Source organism: Sporichthya polymorpha DSM 43042 (assembly GCF_000384115.1).
Taxonomy (GTDB): Bacteria; Actinomycetota; Actinomycetes; order Sporichthyales; family Sporichthyaceae; genus Sporichthya; species Sporichthya polymorpha.
This window is the reverse complement of record NZ_KB913029.1, coordinates 5,063,312-5,079,834: the sequence shown is the minus strand read 5'-3', so window position 1 is coordinate 5,079,834 and position 16,523 is coordinate 5,063,312. Positions and strand designations below refer to the sequence as shown.

The following is a 16,523-nucleotide window of genomic DNA, read 5'->3' as shown; positions in this document are numbered from 1 at the left end:
TTGCCGGGGCGACCACTTTCCCGGACGCAACGGCGGTTCAGAGGTCGCGCTGCATGCACACCGACGTCGCGGACGCCTCGTAGGGCGGGAACCGGGGGACCTCGCCGAACCCGTGCCGCCGGTAGAAAGCGATCGCGGCGTGCTGCTTGTCCCCGGTCTCGAGCCGGACGGTGGTGACGCCGCGCCCCGCCCCGTGGTTGAGCAAGGCCTTGATCACCGCGTCGGCGAGCCCGGCCCCGCGGTGGGCCGGGTCGACGTAGAAGCGCTTGAGCTCCGCGACCCCCGCGCCCTGAATCTCGATGCCGCCGACGGCGGCGAGCGTCCCCCCGACGCGGACGCCGACCAGGTGCACGCTCTGGGCCTCCAACTGCTCGACGGAGTACCCGAACGTCTCCTCCGCCGCGTACCCCTCGCCGGCGAGGTCGGCGGTCAGCGCCTCGAGCAGCGCCGCGACCCCCGGATCCCGGGGGCTCACCTCCTCGACGTTCACGCGCGGGAGGCTAGCCTCGACATTTCGCGTGTGAGCGGTTGAGTTCGGCGCGTTAAACACGGAAGTGCCTGTCTGGCACGGGATTCTGGGCTTGTCGAAGGTCCAAGATCGCCGAGCCGGAAGGCACTCCGTAGGTGATGGGTAGCCGGGTTCGTTCTGTGCCCCGTGTTGAGGCTGGCGGCGAGTCGCTGATCTCTTCAGCGGGTGGGGCGTTGCTTTTGAAGACCGCGGTGGTCAGCGGCTTGGCCGGTGCCCTGTCCCGGGGGTTGGCGCCGTGGCGGGCGCACCGGGCGGTGCACGACCCAGGTAAGACGGTGCTCGATCTGGTGGTCGCGATCGCGTTGGGTGGGGACTGTCTGGCCGATCTGGCGTTGGTGCGCGCGCAGCCGGAGCTGTTCGGCCCGGTGGCTTCGGACCCGACGGTCAGCCGACTTATCGAAACCCTGGCCGCAGATCCGGACACGGCCAAAGCCACACTCGGCGCGATCCGTGCCGCCCGCGCGCAGGCCCGGGCGTGGGTGTGGTCACGGGTCGATCCGTGGGCTGGTCAGGACCGCCCGGTGCTGGATCTGGACGCCACGCTGGTCGGGGCGCATTCGGAGAAGGAAGGAGCGGCGCCGACCTTCAAGCGCGGGTTCGGGTTCCACCCGCTCCTGGCCTTCGCCGATCACGGCCCGACCGGAACCGGCGAGCCGTTGGCCGCGCTGCTGCGCCCCGGCAGTGCGAATGCCAACAACGCCGCCGATCAGATCGCAGTCCTCGATGCCGCACTCGCCCAACTGCCCGAAGCGGTGCGGGGCGGGGTGCTGGTGCGCGCCGATAGCGCGGGCGGGGTCAAGGACTTGCTGAACCACGTGCATGAGCTCGGCCTGGAGTTCTCGGTCGGGATCGCCGCCCGTCAACCGGTGCTCGATGCCCTCGCGGTCCTACCACGCCAGGCTTGGCGCGCCGCCCTCGATGCTGACGGGTGCCCGCGCCCGGGCGCGCAGGTCGCCGAACTGACCCGCTGGCTGCCGGCCTCCTTCACCGGATGGCCGCCCGGCATGCGGGTGATCGCCCGTCGCGAGGAGCCCCACGTCGGTGCGCAGCTGCGGATCACCGACGCGGACGGCTGGCGCATCACTGTGTTCGCCACCAACACCCGCGGCTCTCGTCTGGCCGATCTCGAAGTCCGACACCGGTTACGGGCCCGGGCCGAGGACCGCGTCCGGACGCTGAAAGACACCGGCGCCACCAACCTGCCCTTGCACTCGTTCACCAAGAACGAGCTCTGGCTCGAACTCGCCCAGCTGGCCACCGAGCTGTTGGTCTGGACCCAGCTGCTGGCCTGGCCCACCCACGCGGCCCGCCGCTGGGAACCCAAACGTCTTCGACTACGCCTGCTCAGCGTCGCCGCCCGCGTGATCACCACCGGCCGTCGGCGCACCCTGCGCCTGAACTCCCGATGGCCCTGGGCCGATCTGATCACCGGCGGCCACCAACGACTGACCGCCCTGACCTGAACCCAGATCCCGTCGCGACGAACACCCCGGAGAACCGGCGAACACAACGCCGGCGGACAACAGTGCCCAGGACTCCGACCAACGCCATCGACTACCCGCTCGCTGGGAACCGGCTGGTCACGAAAGATCGAGGCTAGCTGCGCTCGCCGGGGGCCCAGGACCAGCCGTCGTGAACAGCGACGGTTCGGGTGTCCCAGCCGTTCTTGGTGGGCTTCAGGGCACCGTTGGCGAAGATCAGCAACCGGTCGCCCGCCCACGCCCACAGCGAGTCGCTGAACCCGTGCGTCCGGCCGGGGATCGGCGGCAGGGCCGCCCAGGTTCGCGCGTGGGTGTCGTATCTCCACACCGCCTCCTCCGAGTCGCTGGCCTGGGTGATGGCCGTCGACTCGTCGCCCAGGGCGCCGGCGAAGATCGGGGCGCCCTTCCGCGGGAACGGAGTCAGCGGCTCCCATCGACCGGCGTCGACGTCGAGGACGCCGCCGGACGGGACATTGGGTTCGTCGCCGCACCCGGCTTCCACGGAGTCGGCCGGGAGAGATCCGGTCTCGACGTTGATCAGTCGACTGCCGACGGCGGTCCAGGATCCGTGGAAGTTCCGCGCGAGGCCGGACCGGGGCAGCTCTCGCCACGAATCGGCGCCGGTGTCGAGCACGGCGGCCTTCCAACAGGGCCCTGGGTTATCGGGACCGCGCGGCTCCGCGGGTCCGGCGACGACGAACGTTCCGCTGTCCTCAGCGCCAGGCGGCGGCGTCGGCGGCGGGGGCGCTGTCGTCGAGAGGACGACGATTCGGCCGTCGGCGAGCCCGACCATCTCGTTCTGACCGTTCGGCCAGGGATCCGCGGGAGCGGCTCGCCAGTTCTCGCTGTCGAGGTCGAGCAGGTGAATCGTCCGGCCCGCCTGCCCGAAGGACGTCGTGGCCAGAGTCCGACCGGCAAGGGTCACGCCGTAGAAGTCCTCGGCGGGCGGGGAGGGGAGTCGGCGCCACGAGTCGGCGTCGACGGAGTAGGCCCAAAGCTCCGGGGTCCAGACCCGGTCGACCATCCGGCCGGTAACTGCAAAAACCGCTCCGGCGGTGCCGACAACGCCCGCGTTCGTGACGTCGAACGGCGCGACGGCGATCTGCCGCCACGTGTCTGAGGCGGGATCGTAAGCGCCGGAGATCGAGCCCATCCGGTTCTTCTCGACCCGCTGGTCCCGGCCGGGCCCGGATCCGAACACCAGCACCTCGCGGCCGGTCCAGGCCGAGACCTTCATGACCCAAGGGCGGTAGGGCCACGGTGCGACCTTCGTCCAGGTCGTCGGGCCACCGGCTCGGGCCTTCGCCGTCGCGAACGGGATCTGTGCCGGCGGCGGCGAACCGTCGAGTGCGGTGACGTTGTCACCGGAGCCGCACGCAGCGACCGCGAGCAACGTCAGAACGGCGGTCACGGGGGTGCGGGTCCTGATCATCGACCCACTATCGGCCGCTCCTCAGGGGGCTTGAGGGCGTTCGGGGGATCAGCGGAGGGGCTGATCGGCCCAATCCAGCGCGCCGCGACGTCGCACCGCCGGGAGCCGGCGGTGGACGACCACTACGCTGAGCTTCGCGACGAGCCGGCCGGACGGCCGCGCCGAAACGCTTCCGCGGAAGCGTCTCGGTGAGGAAAGTCCGGACTCCACAGGGCAGGGTGGTGGGTAACACCCACCCGGGGTGACCCGCGGGACAGTGCCACAGAAAGCAGACCGCCGCCCCGCTTGCGGGACGGTAAGGGTGAAACGGTGGTGTAAGAGACCACCAGCGTCCGGGGTGACTCGGACGGCTCGGTAAACCCCACCCGGAGCAAGGCCAAGATCGCTGGGCCCGCCCAGCGTGTGTGAGCGTTCGAGGGCGGCCCGCCCGAGCTCACAGGTAGGCCGCACCGAGGCCGGTGGTGACACCGGCCCCAGATGGATGGCCGTCTCGCCGGACCGCAAGGCCCGGCGAACAGAATCCGGCTTACAGGCCGGCTCGTCGTCCCCACGTTATCCACAGGGCACCGCTGGTGTCCGACACGCCTTGTGAGCTGCAGGGATCACGGTGCGTGGTTGACTGCTCACGACCTCTATTTACCCCCTGTCGCCGAGCTGTCACGGCCCAGAGACGGCCCAGGCGATCTTGAATGCCGCTCTTTGGCCCCTGCGGTTGTGTGTGTGGTCGTCCCTCAGTCGACTTCTGCTGCTGCGGTTGGACGAGGCTAGAAAATCTGCACAGAAATCTATATAGTTTCCGTATGAGTCTTGCTGCGGCTGAGCCGCTGCCGATTGCGGAGGCGAGCCGTCGCGGCGTCTCCAAGCTCGTCGCCGACGCCGAGAACGGCCATGCCACCATCCTGCGGCGGCACGCGGAGCCCGTCGCTGCCGTGATCAGTTTCCACGAGCTGCAACGTCTCCAGGGGCTCGAACGCGACCTGGTCGACGTCGCCCTCGTTCTGGCCCGGGCCGCCACGGACAGCGGTCGCCGTACTTCGTTGGACGAGGCGATTGAGTCGCTGGGCTTCACCCGGGACCAACTGGCATCCATGGATGACCCCGCGTAGCGGTGCCACCCAGAAAGCGCAGCGGACAGTCCGGCCCGGCCGAGGTCTGGCTGACCGACCCCGCGGTCGAGGATCTGCGACGCCTGGACGGCGCACCGCTGGTGTGGGCGCTCAAGAAGATGTTGTTGCTCGAAACCGATCCCCTCGCCGGCGAACCGCTGCTCGGGTCGCTGGTCGGCTACCGCAAGCTTGTCGTCGGCAACCGCGACTGGCGCGTCATCTGGCGGGCCACCAGCGACAAGCGCGGAACCCTCACGGTGGAGATCGCCGAGGTGTGGGCCGTGGGTGCCCGCTCCGACGGTGAGGTGTACGCCGAGATGGAGCGGCGCGTCGCCTCACTCGGGGCAACCCCCGTGCGGAGATCGTTGGAAGCAATCGTCGGAGAACTCGGAAAGGCGGCGAAAGACGTCGACGTCACCCCGGTCGCGATTGCGCCCTCCGCGCCCGAGGCCTGGCTGGTCGATCGGCTGGTCCACACCGCCGGCTTGGATCGCAACAAGGTGATGGGCATGACCAGCGAGCAGGCCGTGGATGCGTGGACGGACTTCATCAGCCGCAGGCACTGATGCGCTGGTGGTGAAGGCGGGGACTCATTCCGCCCTGAGCGCCTCTTGTCGACCTGCGAAATCGCGCTCGTTGGCTGCAATCCCTTACTGAGTAAGGGATTTCAGCCTTGGGTGATCCACCCGCGGCAGACCCCTCCATCTGCCATGTATCTGGCACGCATCTGGCACGGGCCGGCACGCCTCCGACACCCACGAAGCGTCGAAGAGTAACGCGTCGGTCCCGTCGATTGCCGGGGACCTCGCGAGGAAGACGAGTAAGCGCTGACGGTCTTCGTTCGCCGAAAGGAGAAACGGGGGTCACTCTGGCGGCGATGAAATTGTGGTGCTCGCCCGACCCATCGTGTTCGCCCTAACCGGCAGGGGCGGGCTACGACTGTGGGACCTCAAGAAGCGACCGACTACGGGGCGCAGGGCAGGCTGCCCGAGTCGCATCTCGTTACTATCAACCGGTCTACTCCGCGCCCGGCCTAGCGCCGTGGCCCTCGTCTTGATCGGTGAGTCGTGGTCAAATCGAATACCCGTCCGCGCGCTGGGGCTTCCTCGGCTCGTCGCATCGAGCGTCAATCATCCGTGTCGGCGCCCCCGGACGGGCACCGGCGCTGGGTGTTTGCGGCGGTTGGCGCCGTCGCTGCCCTGGTGGCGATAGGCGGCACCGTGGTGGCCCTTTCCGGGGACGGCGACGAGAGCACGTCCGGGAGTTCCGTCGAGATTGTCCACGTGCACGGGCTGGGCGTGGACCCCCTCGGTGGGGTGCTCCTTGCCGGCACGCACCACGGGCTCTTCCGCGTCCCGCAAGGCGCACAGGCCACCCGCGTCGGTGAGCAGGTGCAGGACTTCATGGGCTTCACCGTGGCGGGGCCGAATCACTACCTGGCCAGCGGACATCCTGGTCCTGCCCAGTTGGGTCCGGAGTCGGTCGGGCTCATCGAATCCACCGACGGCGGGCGTAGCTGGCAGTCTCTCTCGCTCGAGGGCAAGGCCGACTTCCATGCCCTCGAGGCGCGCCACGGACTCGTGTACGGCCTCAACGCCCTCACGGGCGACTTCATGGTCAGCCAGGACAAGCGGACGTGGCAGACCCGTGGGCAGCTGCCCATCGCCGACTTCGCGGTCAGCCCAGACGACGCCGAGATCCTGCTGGCCACGACCGAGCAGGGGCTGGCTCGCAGCGAGGACGGCGGCAACACCTACACGCCCGTGGCAGCGGCCCCGCCGCTGCTCCTGGTGTCCTGGGCCGAGGACGGCACGATTGTCGGCGCCGGCCAGGACGGGACGTTGCATGCCAGCACCGATGGCGCCCGCACATGGCAGCGCCGTGGCAGCCTCGGCTCCACCCCGCACGCGCTGACCGCGACCAGCGGCAGCGACGTCTTCGCCGCCGTGGATGGCGCCATCCTGGCCTCGCTCGACGGCGGGCGGACCTTCGCCGTCCGATACCGCGAGTAGCAGCATGCATCGACGCTGCGCGCCACGCTGCACGTGCCGAGTACGACCAGAACAGCGCGAACTACGTTGCAGCTGTTCCGGGGTTCAGGGATCGGCGTGCTCCGTGGAGGTGAGGGAGCGCTCTTTGCCCTCGCGCCACGTCTCGAAGCCGGACCAGGCAGCGAGGGCGGCAACCACGAGGGCCACGACCGGGTCGGCCCACCACCATCCGAGCGTCGAGTTGAGCCCGAGGCCGGTGAGAACCGTGACCGAGAGGGCGTTCGACATCCACGTCTCGGTGGATTGGGCCAACAGCACGGGGTTGTCCAGAGCTTGTCCGGTGCGGCGTTGAGCGATTGCCACCGGCACCATGACGGCGAGCGCAACGGCGTTGAGCAGAATGCCGACCACAGACTCGCCGGCTCGATCCTGACTGATCAGATCGCGCGTTGACTCGAAAGCAACGTAGCCGGCGAGCACGAAGAAGGAGATGGCGATCAGTCGTAGGGCGGGTCCCTGCCGGGACTGGGAGCCGCCGCGTAGCTGCCAGATCACCACGGAGGCGGCGAACACCTCGATAGCGGAGTCGATCCCGAAGCCGACAAGTGCGATGGAGTTGGCCGCGAGTCCTGCGGTGACGGCGACGATGCCCTCGACGACATCCCAGACGACGATGAGGTAGGCCAGCGCCAGCCCGCGGCGGACCATCACATGCTTCTCCGGCGAGGTCATGGCCTGCTCTGCTGTGACCGCTCGGCGCGCTCGGCCCGGAGCATGGCCAGACCCAGCGCGATGGCGCCGAGGGTGATGTAGATGTCGGCGCCGTTGAAGGTGGGGAACCAGCCGGTGTGCAGGTAATCGGTGACCTTCCCGTCCGCGGCGCGGTCGAGGAAGTTGGCGACCGCCCCGGCCAGTACGACGGCCAGCGCCACTGCCACGGGCATGGGCGCGGCGCGGGAGAAGCGCCAGCTGAAGGTCGCCAGGGCGGCGATGAGCAGCCCGGTGACCGTGAGCACGAGCCAGCTGGGAAGGCCGTCGCCGAGCCCGAATGAGACGCCGGGGTTGAACGTCAGTCGCAGTTGGATGACGCCGAGGTCGACGGATCGTTCGTCGGCGAGGTCTCGCTCGGCCCACGCCTTGATGCCCAGGTCCAGTGCGACCAGCACCGCCACGGTGGCGATCAAGAAGATCCGGGGGCGTCTGTTCCCGAGGTCGCGGAGCGGTCCGCCTGCGGTCACGATGAAGCGTCCACCGTGGTGCGAGGAAGTGAGGCCGCGTTGGCGGCGGCCGGGATCTCCAGGGCCTTGGTGCGTCCGGCGCGGACGCCGTTGGCGATGACGACGACCTCGGCGAGCTCGTGTACCAGGACTACGGCCGCGAGGCCGAGCAGGCCGAACAACGCAAGTGGCATCAGCCCGACCACGATGGCCAGCGACAGGCCGACGTTCTGCAGCATGATCCGGCGGGCTCGGCGGGCGTGGGCAAACGCTTGTGCAAGATGTCGGAGGTCCTCGCCCATCAATGCGACATCGGCGGTCTCGATGGCCACGTCGCTGCCCATGGCGCCCATGGCAATGCCCAGGTCGGCGGTGGCCAGCGCAGGAGCATCGTTGACCCCGTCCCCGACCATCGCGGTGGAGTGTCGGCTGCGCATCTGCCCGATCAACCGGGCCTTGTCCTCGGGGCGGAGCTCGGCGTGGACGACCTCGATGCCGACGTCCTTGGCCAGGGCGTCGGCCGTGGCCTGGTTGTCGCCGGTGAGCATCGCGACCTCGTAACCGTCGCGGCGCAACTGCGCCACGACCTCGGCCGCCTCGGGTCGCAGTTCGTCGCGGACCGCGATGGCCCCGATGACCGTGCCGTCCTGCTCCACCAGCACGGCGGTGGCCCCGGCGGATTGCATCCGCCTCACGTCGGCGGCCAGCGCGCCGGGCTCCAGCCAACCGGGGCGCCCGAGCCGGAGGGTGTGCCCGTCGCGGCGGCCGGTCAACCCGGCGCCGGTGACGGCCTCCACATCGGTGGCCGGTCGGACGTGGTCGACGGCGGCCAGGATCGCGCGGGCCAACGGGTGCTCGCTGCGGGCCTCCAGCGCGCCGGCGAGGTCCAGGACCTGCTCGCGGGTGGCGTCAGCGGTGGTGGCGACCTCGATGACGGCGGGCCGGTTCGCGGTGAGCGTGCCGGTCTTGTCCAGCGCGACCGCGCGCACGGCGCCGAGGGCTTCCAGGGCGGCCCCGCCTTTGACCAGGACACCGAGTTTGCTCGCCGCGCCGATGGCGGCGACCACGGCGACCGGCACCGAGATCGCCAGCGCGCACGGTGACGCGGCCACCAGCACGACCAGGGCGCGCTCGATCCACACGAGGGGATCGCCCAGCGCGCTGCCGATCGCGGCGATCAACGTCGCGACGATCATCACCCCAGGCACCAGCGGCTTGGCGATGCGGTCGGCCAAACGCTCGCTGGCACCCTTGCGGGACTGTTCGGCCTCGACGATCTTCACGATCCGGGCCAGGGAGTTGTCCTCGGCCGTGGTGGTCACCTCGACCGTGAGCGCCCCGGTGCCGTTAATCGCCCCGGCGAAGACCTCGACGCCGGGCCCGGCCTCGACCGGCACGGACTCACCGGTGATCGCCGAGAGGTCCAGAGCGGTGCGGCCGTCGCGGATGATCCCGTCGGTGGCGAGGCGCTCGCCCGGCTTGACCAGCATCGCGTCCCCGACCCGCAGCTCGCCCGGCGGCAGGACGAGCTCCCGCCCGTCACGCAGCACGGTCGCCTCGTCCGGGACGAGCGAGAGCAACGCCCGCAGGCCCCGGCGGGTCCGCGCCAGGGAGTATTCCTCCAGGCCCTCGCTGATGGAGAACAGGAAGGCCAGCATCGCGGCCTCCCCGACCTCGCCGAGGAGCACCGCGCCGACCGCGGCGATGGTCATGAGCGTGCCCACCCCGATCCGGCGCTGCGCCAGTCGGCGCAGCGTCGAGGGGACGAAGGTGTACCCGCCGACGACCAGCGCCAGCGCCTCCAGCGTCAGCTCGACCGACCGGGTCGCCCCCGCCCAGTCCGCGCACAGCGCGGCCACCAGTAAGACCCCGGCCGCCGCGGCGAAGCGCAGCTCGCTGATCTCCCAGAGCCGTTCCGGCTCCTGCCCGGTCTCTCCCTCCGGCCGGGGTCCGTCGCTGCACCCACAGGCATCGCTCATCGCGCGCGCTCCTTCGCTTCGTCCGCCGAGTCGGCGTCGGCGCCGTAGGCCGGGCACAGTGCGACCGCGTTGCCCGTGGCCGCCAAGAGCGTTTCGGCGGACGCCAACAGGTCGATCAGCTCCGGTCGGGCGAGGCTGTAGAACACCTGCCGGCCCTCTGGCCGCCCGGCCACCAGACCGCAATCCCGCAGGCAGGCCACGTGCGTCGACACCGTCGACTGAGCCAGGCCGAGTTCGGCCACCAGGTCGACCACGCGTGCCTCACCACCGGCCAGGCGGCGCACGATCGCCAACCGGGTCGCGTCCGAGAGGCTGTGGAACAGGGCAACTGCCGCATCCAGCTCGCTCGGGGCCCCCGTCGACCGCAGACATCCGGGTGTGCTATCCATCGTCATGGCGCGATGATAGCGAGGAGGGGCGATGCAGGTCGAGGGAATGCAGGGCGGCCACTGCTGCGCCTGCCGCACGTTGGTCATGGCGCGGCGGGTCACTGGCGGGCCGTCCGATGCAGGGACGCTCGGAGGATCATGAGGCGCGATTGGCGGCTCGCGATCACCGTGGCCGGCGTTGTGATGGTCGCGGGGTGTGGCTCCGGCCCGGGGGCGGGCTCGGCGCCCGGAGATGATGCCGGGTTTGTCTCCGGCTCCGGCACCATCACCGTGCTCTCGGTCGCACAACGAGGGGAGCCGGTCGCGTTGAGCGGGCCGCTGCTCGGCGGCGGGCGTTACGACATCGAATCGCAGCGCGGCAAGGTCGTTCTGATCAACATCTGGGGGTCCTGGTGCGCCCCGTGCCGCCGAGAGGCGCCGGACCTGCAGCGGGCCTGGATCGAGCTCGGGGACGAGGGCGTTCAGTTCCTCGGTCTGAACACGCGCGACGACGCGGCCGGAGCCGCGGAAGCTTTCGAGCGCCGGTGGGGCATCACCTATCCGAGCATCCGTGATCCCGACGGAAGCCTCCAATTGTCCTTCCGCCGGACCCTGCCCCCGAAAGCGATCCCGAGCACGCTCATCCTCGACCGCCAGGGCCGCGTGGCGGCGCGGATCATCGGGGTCGGCTCTTATGGCACCTTCACCGCGCTGGTCCGGCAGATCGCAGCCGAGACCTTCGACGGCACCGCCGGCGGGTTCGCTCCGACCGCGACCCCAGGCCAGCGCGGTGGGGCGCGACGGGGGCCGTCCATGAGGGTCCAGCGGTGAGCGCGCTGGCCGCCGTGGTGGGCGAGTCGTTCTCGACGACCGTCACATCAGGTTCGCTGCTGTTGGCGGCCCCAATCGCGCTGCTCGCCGGGCTCATCTCGTTCGCGTCGCCCTGTGTGCTGCCGCTGGTGCCCGGATACCTCGCCTACGTCACCGGGCTTGCAGGGACCGATCTCGGCGTGGCCAGACGCGGGCGCGTGCTGGCGGGCACCACCCTGTTCGTCCTGGGTTTCGCGGCGGTGTTCGTTTCGTTCGGCGCGTTGTTCGGGTACGCCGGGGCCGAGCTGATTGAGCGTCAGGACACGGTCAACCGTGTGCTCGGGGTGGTGACGATCCTGCTCGGGCTGAGCTTCCTCGGGGTGCTACCCGGCCTGCGCCGCGAGGCCAGATGGCTGCACCGGGCTCCCGCGTCCGGCCTGGTCGCGGCGCCGGTGCTCGGCGTGCTGTTCGGGGTCGGCTGGTCCCCGTGCATCGGCCCCACCCTGGGTGCGGTGCAGGCACTGGCCTTCGACAGCGCGAGCGCGGAGCGCGGGGCGCTGCTCACCTTCATCTACAGTCTGGGCCTCGGCCTGCCGTTTATCGGGATCGCGCTGGGGATGCGCCGGTTGCTAGGTGCCGTCGATTGGGTGCGGTCCCATCACCTCGTGGTGATGCGCGCCGGTGGCGTGATGATGTGCGTGCTCGGGATCCTGCTGCTCACCGGTCTGTGGACCGAGCTCTCGGTCCAGATGCGGATCTGGACAGCGAACTTCAGCACGCCCATTTGAGCTTCGGCCAGGCCGAGGGACGCGCCGGGCGCGGGGTTCCCCGCTTCCATCGGCCGCACGACCGGCACCCGCCTGCGGCTGATTGACGCGTCGGCACGACCGGAGCCAATTGGCGAGATTCTCGGGTTGATGATCGGCATGGCGCTGGGCTGGGGAATCACGCCGACGATCGCGCTCGCGGTGGCGCTCGCATTCCTGTACGGATACGCGCTCTCGACGTTGCCGCTGCTGTCGGCCGCCCTCGGGTTCTTCGCCGCACTATCCGTGGTGTTCGCGGCCGAAACGCTTTCGATCGCGACCATGGAAGTCGTCGACAACCTCGTCATGGCCTGATCCCCGGCGCCATGCACGCCGGGCTGGAGAGCCCCTGTTCTGGAGCTCGATGATCCTGGCGCTTTTCGCCGCTTACTCCGTCGCGTACACCGTGAATCGGCGACTGCTCACTAAGGGCAAGGGCCACGCCTTGACGATGGCCTACCACCACGGCTCCGACCCCGGGTTCCGACGGTGGTGCCGCACACGACATGCGCCACATGAGCCACCACCACTAGGAGCAGCCATGAACACCACCGCACTGGCATCCGCTGTCGCGGGCTTCCTGATCGGCGGGCTGGTTGCCTCCACCGCTGCCAGTCTCAACGACGAGCCCGACCACTCCAGGGTCGTTCCGGCCACCTCAAGCTCCGACCGTGGGCTTTAGCTCGCCTACCGGCCAGGAGCACGACGCGACGCGCCGACACGCGCTCGATCGCGCAATTCGTCCGCGACAAATTCTCCTACCGACAATCGCCTCTACAACCCATACCGAACTCCCACTAACCATCGTTACCAACAATCATCAGCACACCTCAAATTCAACCCTTAACCCCAGCAGACATGTGCATTCTTTGAATGTACGGTTGGGCGCGAGCTGGCCTTTCGGGGAGGCGTTCGCGAGTGTTGAGTTCGGCCAAGATCGGGACGTCGTCGTGGCGGTACTACACGGCCGGCGTGGCGTGTGCGGCGACGGACTACTACATCGGGGCAGGCGAGGCGCCGGGCCGATGGTCGGGTCGCGGCCTGGCGGAGCTGAGCCTGGACTCGGACGCGACGGTGAGCGAATCGGAGCTGGAGGCGCTCTTCGCCCGGGCGCTGCACCCGGTGACCGGGGAGCGGTTGGGCCGGGCGTGGCGCCGGGATGGCGTGACCGGGTTCGACCTCACCTTTTCGGCGCCGAAGAGCGTCAGTTCCTTATGGGCCCTGGGCGATCCGGACACCGCGAGTTCGGTGCGCGCCGCGCACCGGGCCGCCGTGGCGGCGGCGCTGACGTACCTGGACACGCACGCGTCCTGGTCGCGGCGGGGGATGGACGGGGTGGAACAAACCGCGTCCGCGGGGCTGGTCGCCGCCTCGTTCGAGCACCGGACCAGTCGGTGCGGGGATCCGCAGTTGCACACCCACGCGCTGGTGGTGAACAAGGTCCGCTGCGCGGACGGGCGGTGGCGCACCTTGGATGCCACCGAGTTGTACCACCACAAGAAATCCGCCGGAATGGTTTATCAAGCGGCGCTGCGCAGTGAATTGCACGCCCGGGTCGGCGTGGTGTTCGAGGAACCGAATGCGCACGGCCAAGCCGAAATAGCCGGTATCCCGGCCGGGTTGTTGAAGCTGTGGTCGAAAAGGGCCGCACAAATCGAACCCGAAGCCGCGGTGAAAATCGCCGAATACGAGAACTCCCTCGGCCGGTCCCTCACCTCCGCCGAGCAGGCGGCGGTGACCAAGGCCGCGGTGCTGAAGACCCGCCCGGGCAAGACCCACCCCGATCAGGCGACCCTGGGACAGGCCTGGGCCGACGAGGCGGAGCGCGCCGGCTACCGCCGTGAGGAGATCCTCGCGAACGTCCGGGCCGCGGCCGTCGACGCGCCCCTGGCTCCTACCTGCGAGCGGGAGGAGGTGGCGGCTGCCGCGGTCGCGGCCGCCGCTGGGGCGCGGGCCACGTTCTCCCGGGCCGACGTCGCCGGCCAGGTGGCGGCGCGGGTGCCGGTCGATGGCCGCGGCGCGGCCGAGGTCCTGCGCACGGTCGAGGCCCTGACCGACCGCGCCCTCGGCCTGGACGAGGCGGTGTCGGTCGGGCGGCAGCCGCACGGGGTCACCGCACGCGCGTCGGATGAGCGGTGGGCCGGCGCCGAGGTGCTGGCGGCCGAGGCGCGGGTGCTCTCGCTGGCCGACCGCGGTCGCGGCGGCGGCTACGGTCGGGTTCCCGCCGCGTCGCTGGTCCTCGCCCTGGAAGACGCCGGCCTGGACGCCACCCAGCGGGCTGCGGTGTGGGCCATCGCCGAGGGCGGGGACTTCCTCTCGGTGCTCACGGCCCCGGCCGGTGCGGGCAAGACCCGCACCCTCGGGTTGGCAGCGGAGGCGTGGAGCCGTGCCGGTCACCGCGTCCTCGGGCTGGCCCCGTCCGCGCGCGCGGCCGCCGAACTCGCCGACGCGACCGGCTCACGCACGGACACCCTCGCCAAGTGGGTCTATGACCACGCCCGGCGCGGGCGGATGCCGGCCGACGCCCGCGCCCGTGTCGTCCTCGACGCCCGCAGCGTGGTGATCGTCGACGAGGCCTCGATGGCCAACACCCACGCCCTCGACACCCTGATCACCGCCGCCGCCCGCGCCGGCGCCAAAGTCGTCCTGGTCGGTGACCCCGCCCAGATCGGGGTCGTCAACGGACCCGGCGGCATGCTCGCCGCCCTCGCCGCGGCCGGGCACGGCATCGAACTCGCCGGGGTGCACCGGTTCCGTCAGGACTGGGAACGCGACGCATCCCTCGCCCTGCGCCGCGGCGATCCCGCCGGGCTGACCGCCTACCGCGACCAAGACCGTCTGCACGCGTGCGCCGACGGCGACGGGGCTCTCGACGGGGTGCACGCGCAGTGGGCGGCCGAACGCGCCGCCGGGCGGGAGGTGCTGATGATGGCCCGCACCCGCGCCGACGTCGACGCCCTCAACACCCGCGCCCGCGCCACTGCCCAGGCCGCCGGCGACATCAGCGGGCCGGTCGTGCGCCTCGGTGAGCGGGACTGGCAAGCCGGAGATCTGCTGCGCACCCGCCGCAACGACCGCACCCTGCCTGCGGGGGACGGGCACGTGCGCAACGGCGACCGGTGGCGCGTCCTCACCGCACAACAGGACGGCCTGCTCGTCGAGCACCTCGACCGCGGCGACCGGACCTTCCTGCCCGCCGCCTACGCCGCAGCCCACGCCGAGTACGGCTGGGCCGCCACCATCAACGCCGCCCAGGGCGCCACCGTCGACGTCGGCCTGGTCCTCGTGCGCCCCGGGATCGACCGGGAACACCTCTACGTCGCGCTCACCCGCGGCCGCGACGCCAACCACGCCTACATCACTCCCGACACCGCCACGGACCTCGACGACCGTCACGGATTGCCACTGGTCGGACGATCCGGCGCGACGGACCAGGAGCGCGCTCTCGATGTGCTCGCCACCGCGCTGGCGAGCAGCGGCGCGCAGGACGCCGCCCACACCGCCCGCGAGAACGCACGCGTCCGCCCGGCCGAACAGGCGCGCCGCGCCGCCGAGGACGCGGCACGCCGAGCGGCCGAACCGGGCCTGCCCGCCGAACACGCCGCCCGGCCCACCGAGCTGACACTGCGCCAGCAACGGCGGGACCAGCTCAACCACGAGCAGCGCGAGCACCGGCAGGCCGCAGCCGCCGCTCGCATCGAACTCGCCGGTACCTCCTGGCTCCGTCCCGCGCGCCGCCGCGACCTCGCCGCCACCATCACCGAGCACGAGCAGGCGCTGCTCGGCAACATCACCGCAGCCGCGCAACTCCACCGGGAGATCGACGAACTCACCCGCCAACTCGCCGCCGACGCCCGTAGCCGCGAGACAGAGCACCGCGCGCGGGCCCTCCAGCACACAAGCGCCAGGTCCGCGCGAAGCGAGGTCTACCTCGCCCCGGCGGCCTCAGTGGAAACGATTCCGCGGCTGTCGGCGCGGACACGACGCGCCCTCGAAAGCGCCGCTGCCCGGGACGCGTTCCGTTCACCGGAGCGCAGCAGTCGGAGAGCGCACGAACACATGCACGACCGCGGCCGAGACGACGCTCCCGGGATCGGATGGTGAGGTCCAGGGATGGACAATCTGGGAGCCGCCAGCGTGGTGTGCAGCCCGTCCCCAAGGACCCGTCCAGCTCTTCGGGGCTGCTGCGTATCCCCGTGACAGCCACCAGGTAAGGCCGGTGTTATCCACCCGGATGACTGGTCGTCAACTTCCCGCTGTGCTCGGCAGTCGCCATCGTGGACACGTACGGACCTCCCCGGACCATCACAGCCGCCGACCGAAACTGACGGACGCTCACTCCGATCCGGACCAACCCCCTGGGCGACCGGACGGCCAGCGCATGTCAAGCATCCTGACAACCGGTGGGCAAGCATCCGGGCAACCACCAACAGGCACCCTTCGTGCCTGAACTAGCCCGGCCGCGGCCGGTGCCGACCCCGACAGCGAAGGACCAAGCCATGCCCGCAGTTCCGGACCCCCGACCCCGCCAAAACGCCGTCGCCGGTGACCTGCTCAGCGTCCCACAAGCGGCCGAACGCCTCGGCACGCCCGTGCGGTTCATCCGGCGACTCATTTCCGAGCGCCGAATCCGATTCTACAAAGTCGGGCGCTACGTCCGCCTCGACACCCACGACCTCGACGCCTTCATCGCCTCCGGCCGCGTCGAACCCGAGAACAAGTGACGGCCCTGGCCGCAACCGTCGATGACATCCGCTCTCGCGCGACCGAGGCGTCTTGTCGCCAGCCCGTCGTACCCTTCGAA

General features: G+C 70.4%; 16 protein-coding genes and 1 other RNA gene. 11 read left to right on the top strand and 6 right to left on the bottom strand.

Annotation, left to right across the window (positions count from 1 at the left end; translation table 11 throughout):
- Positions 1-37: 37 nt before the first annotated feature.
- Positions 38-490, bottom strand: a complete 453-nt coding sequence (locus SPOPO_RS0124530) for a GNAT family N-acetyltransferase (RefSeq protein WP_019877822.1) — start codon at positions 488-490, stop codon at positions 38-40.
- A 137-nt stretch (positions 491-627) separates the two neighbouring features.
- Between SPOPO_RS0124530 and SPOPO_RS0124525 the strand changes: the two genes are divergently transcribed.
- Positions 628-1,992 (top strand): IS1380 family transposase, encoded by a 1,365-nt coding sequence (locus SPOPO_RS0124525; RefSeq protein ID WP_051098445.1) that lies wholly within the window; start codon positions 628-630, stop codon positions 1,990-1,992.
- 133 nt (positions 1,993-2,125) lie between these two features.
- On the opposite strand, the gene SPOPO_RS0124520 is transcribed toward SPOPO_RS0124525, so the two are convergent.
- Positions 2,126-3,442 (bottom strand): Kelch repeat-containing protein, encoded by a 1,317-nt coding sequence (locus tag SPOPO_RS0124520; protein ID WP_156870215.1) that lies wholly within the window; start codon positions 3,440-3,442, stop codon positions 2,126-2,128.
- Between the two features lie 140 nt (positions 3,443-3,582).
- Here SPOPO_RS0124520 and rnpB point away from each other — a divergent pair.
- From rnpB to SPOPO_RS0124505, 4 genes are all read left to right on the top strand, one after another.
- Positions 3,583-3,987, top strand: an RNA gene (rnpB, locus tag SPOPO_RS33375) — RNase P RNA component class A.
- Between the two features lie 255 nt (positions 3,988-4,242).
- Complete coding sequence (locus SPOPO_RS0124515) at positions 4,243-4,548, top strand: type II toxin-antitoxin system Phd/YefM family antitoxin (protein ID WP_019877820.1); 306 nt, start codon at positions 4,243-4,245, stop codon at positions 4,546-4,548.
- 101 nt (positions 4,549-4,649) lie between these two features.
- A complete protein-coding gene (locus tag SPOPO_RS0124510) occupies positions 4,650-5,114 on the top strand; it encodes a type II toxin-antitoxin system RelE family toxin (RefSeq protein WP_245541753.1) in 465 nt (154 codons plus the stop codon).
- 603 nt (positions 5,115-5,717) lie between these two features.
- Positions 5,718-6,560, top strand: coding sequence for a F510_1955 family glycosylhydrolase (locus tag SPOPO_RS0124505; protein ID WP_028985090.1), 843 nt, complete (start codon positions 5,718-5,720; stop codon positions 6,558-6,560).
- A gap of 84 nt (positions 6,561-6,644) precedes the next feature.
- On the opposite strand, the gene SPOPO_RS31485 is transcribed toward SPOPO_RS0124505, so the two are convergent.
- Genes SPOPO_RS31485 through SPOPO_RS0124485 form a run of 4 tightly spaced genes read right to left on the bottom strand, consistent with a single transcriptional unit; the run spans position 6,645 to position 10,130 of the window.
- Entirely contained in the window at positions 6,645-7,271 is a 627-nt protein-coding gene (locus SPOPO_RS31485; protein ID WP_033385184.1) for a cation efflux transmembrane domain-containing protein, read from the bottom strand.
- Positions 7,268-7,777 carry a signal peptidase II gene (lspA, locus tag SPOPO_RS0124495; protein ID WP_019877816.1) on the bottom strand — a complete coding sequence of 170 codons (510 nt, stop codon included), beginning with the start codon at positions 7,775-7,777 and terminating at the stop codon, positions 7,268-7,270. Before lspA ends, SPOPO_RS31485 begins: the two co-directional genes overlap by 4 nt.
- A complete protein-coding gene (locus SPOPO_RS0124490; RefSeq protein WP_019877815.1) occupies positions 7,774-9,735 on the bottom strand; it encodes a heavy metal translocating P-type ATPase in 1,962 nt (653 codons plus the stop codon). Before SPOPO_RS0124490 ends, lspA begins: the two co-directional genes overlap by 4 nt.
- On the bottom strand, positions 9,732-10,130 hold the full coding sequence (locus SPOPO_RS0124485; RefSeq protein ID WP_028985089.1) for a metalloregulator ArsR/SmtB family transcription factor: 399 nt from the start codon (positions 10,128-10,130) through the stop codon (positions 9,732-9,734). The genes SPOPO_RS0124490 and SPOPO_RS0124485 overlap by 4 nt, the downstream gene beginning before the upstream one ends.
- A gap of 132 nt (positions 10,131-10,262) precedes the next feature.
- On the opposite strand from SPOPO_RS0124485, the gene SPOPO_RS33985 reads away from it, so the two are divergent.
- From SPOPO_RS33985 to SPOPO_RS0124460, 6 genes are all read left to right on the top strand, one after another.
- A complete protein-coding gene (locus SPOPO_RS33985) occupies positions 10,263-10,934 on the top strand; it encodes a TlpA disulfide reductase family protein (protein WP_019877813.1) in 672 nt (223 codons plus the stop codon).
- The gene (locus SPOPO_RS0124475) at positions 10,931-11,701 is read left to right on the top strand and encodes a cytochrome c biogenesis CcdA family protein (RefSeq protein WP_019877812.1); all 771 of its coding nucleotides are present in this window, start codon (positions 10,931-10,933) and stop codon (positions 11,699-11,701) included. Before SPOPO_RS33985 ends, SPOPO_RS0124475 begins: the two co-directional genes overlap by 4 nt.
- Positions 11,702-11,830: 129 nt before the next feature.
- Positions 11,831-12,034 carry a DUF4396 domain-containing protein gene (locus tag SPOPO_RS35370; RefSeq protein ID WP_019877811.1) on the top strand — a complete coding sequence of 68 codons (204 nt, stop codon included), beginning with the start codon at positions 11,831-11,833 and terminating at the stop codon, positions 12,032-12,034.
- Between the two features lie 226 nt (positions 12,035-12,260).
- Positions 12,261-12,401 (top strand): hypothetical protein, encoded by a 141-nt coding sequence (locus tag SPOPO_RS35365; protein WP_211210958.1) that lies wholly within the window; start codon positions 12,261-12,263, stop codon positions 12,399-12,401.
- 236 nt (positions 12,402-12,637) lie between these two features.
- Positions 12,638-15,823 carry a MobF family relaxase gene (gene mobF / locus SPOPO_RS0124465; RefSeq protein ID WP_028985088.1) on the top strand — a complete coding sequence of 1,062 codons (3,186 nt, stop codon included), beginning with the start codon at positions 12,638-12,640 and terminating at the stop codon, positions 15,821-15,823.
- 395 nt (positions 15,824-16,218) lie between these two features.
- Complete coding sequence (locus SPOPO_RS0124460; RefSeq protein WP_019877809.1) at positions 16,219-16,443, top strand: excisionase family DNA-binding protein; 225 nt, start codon at positions 16,219-16,221, stop codon at positions 16,441-16,443.
- Positions 16,444-16,523 lie beyond the last annotated feature (80 nt).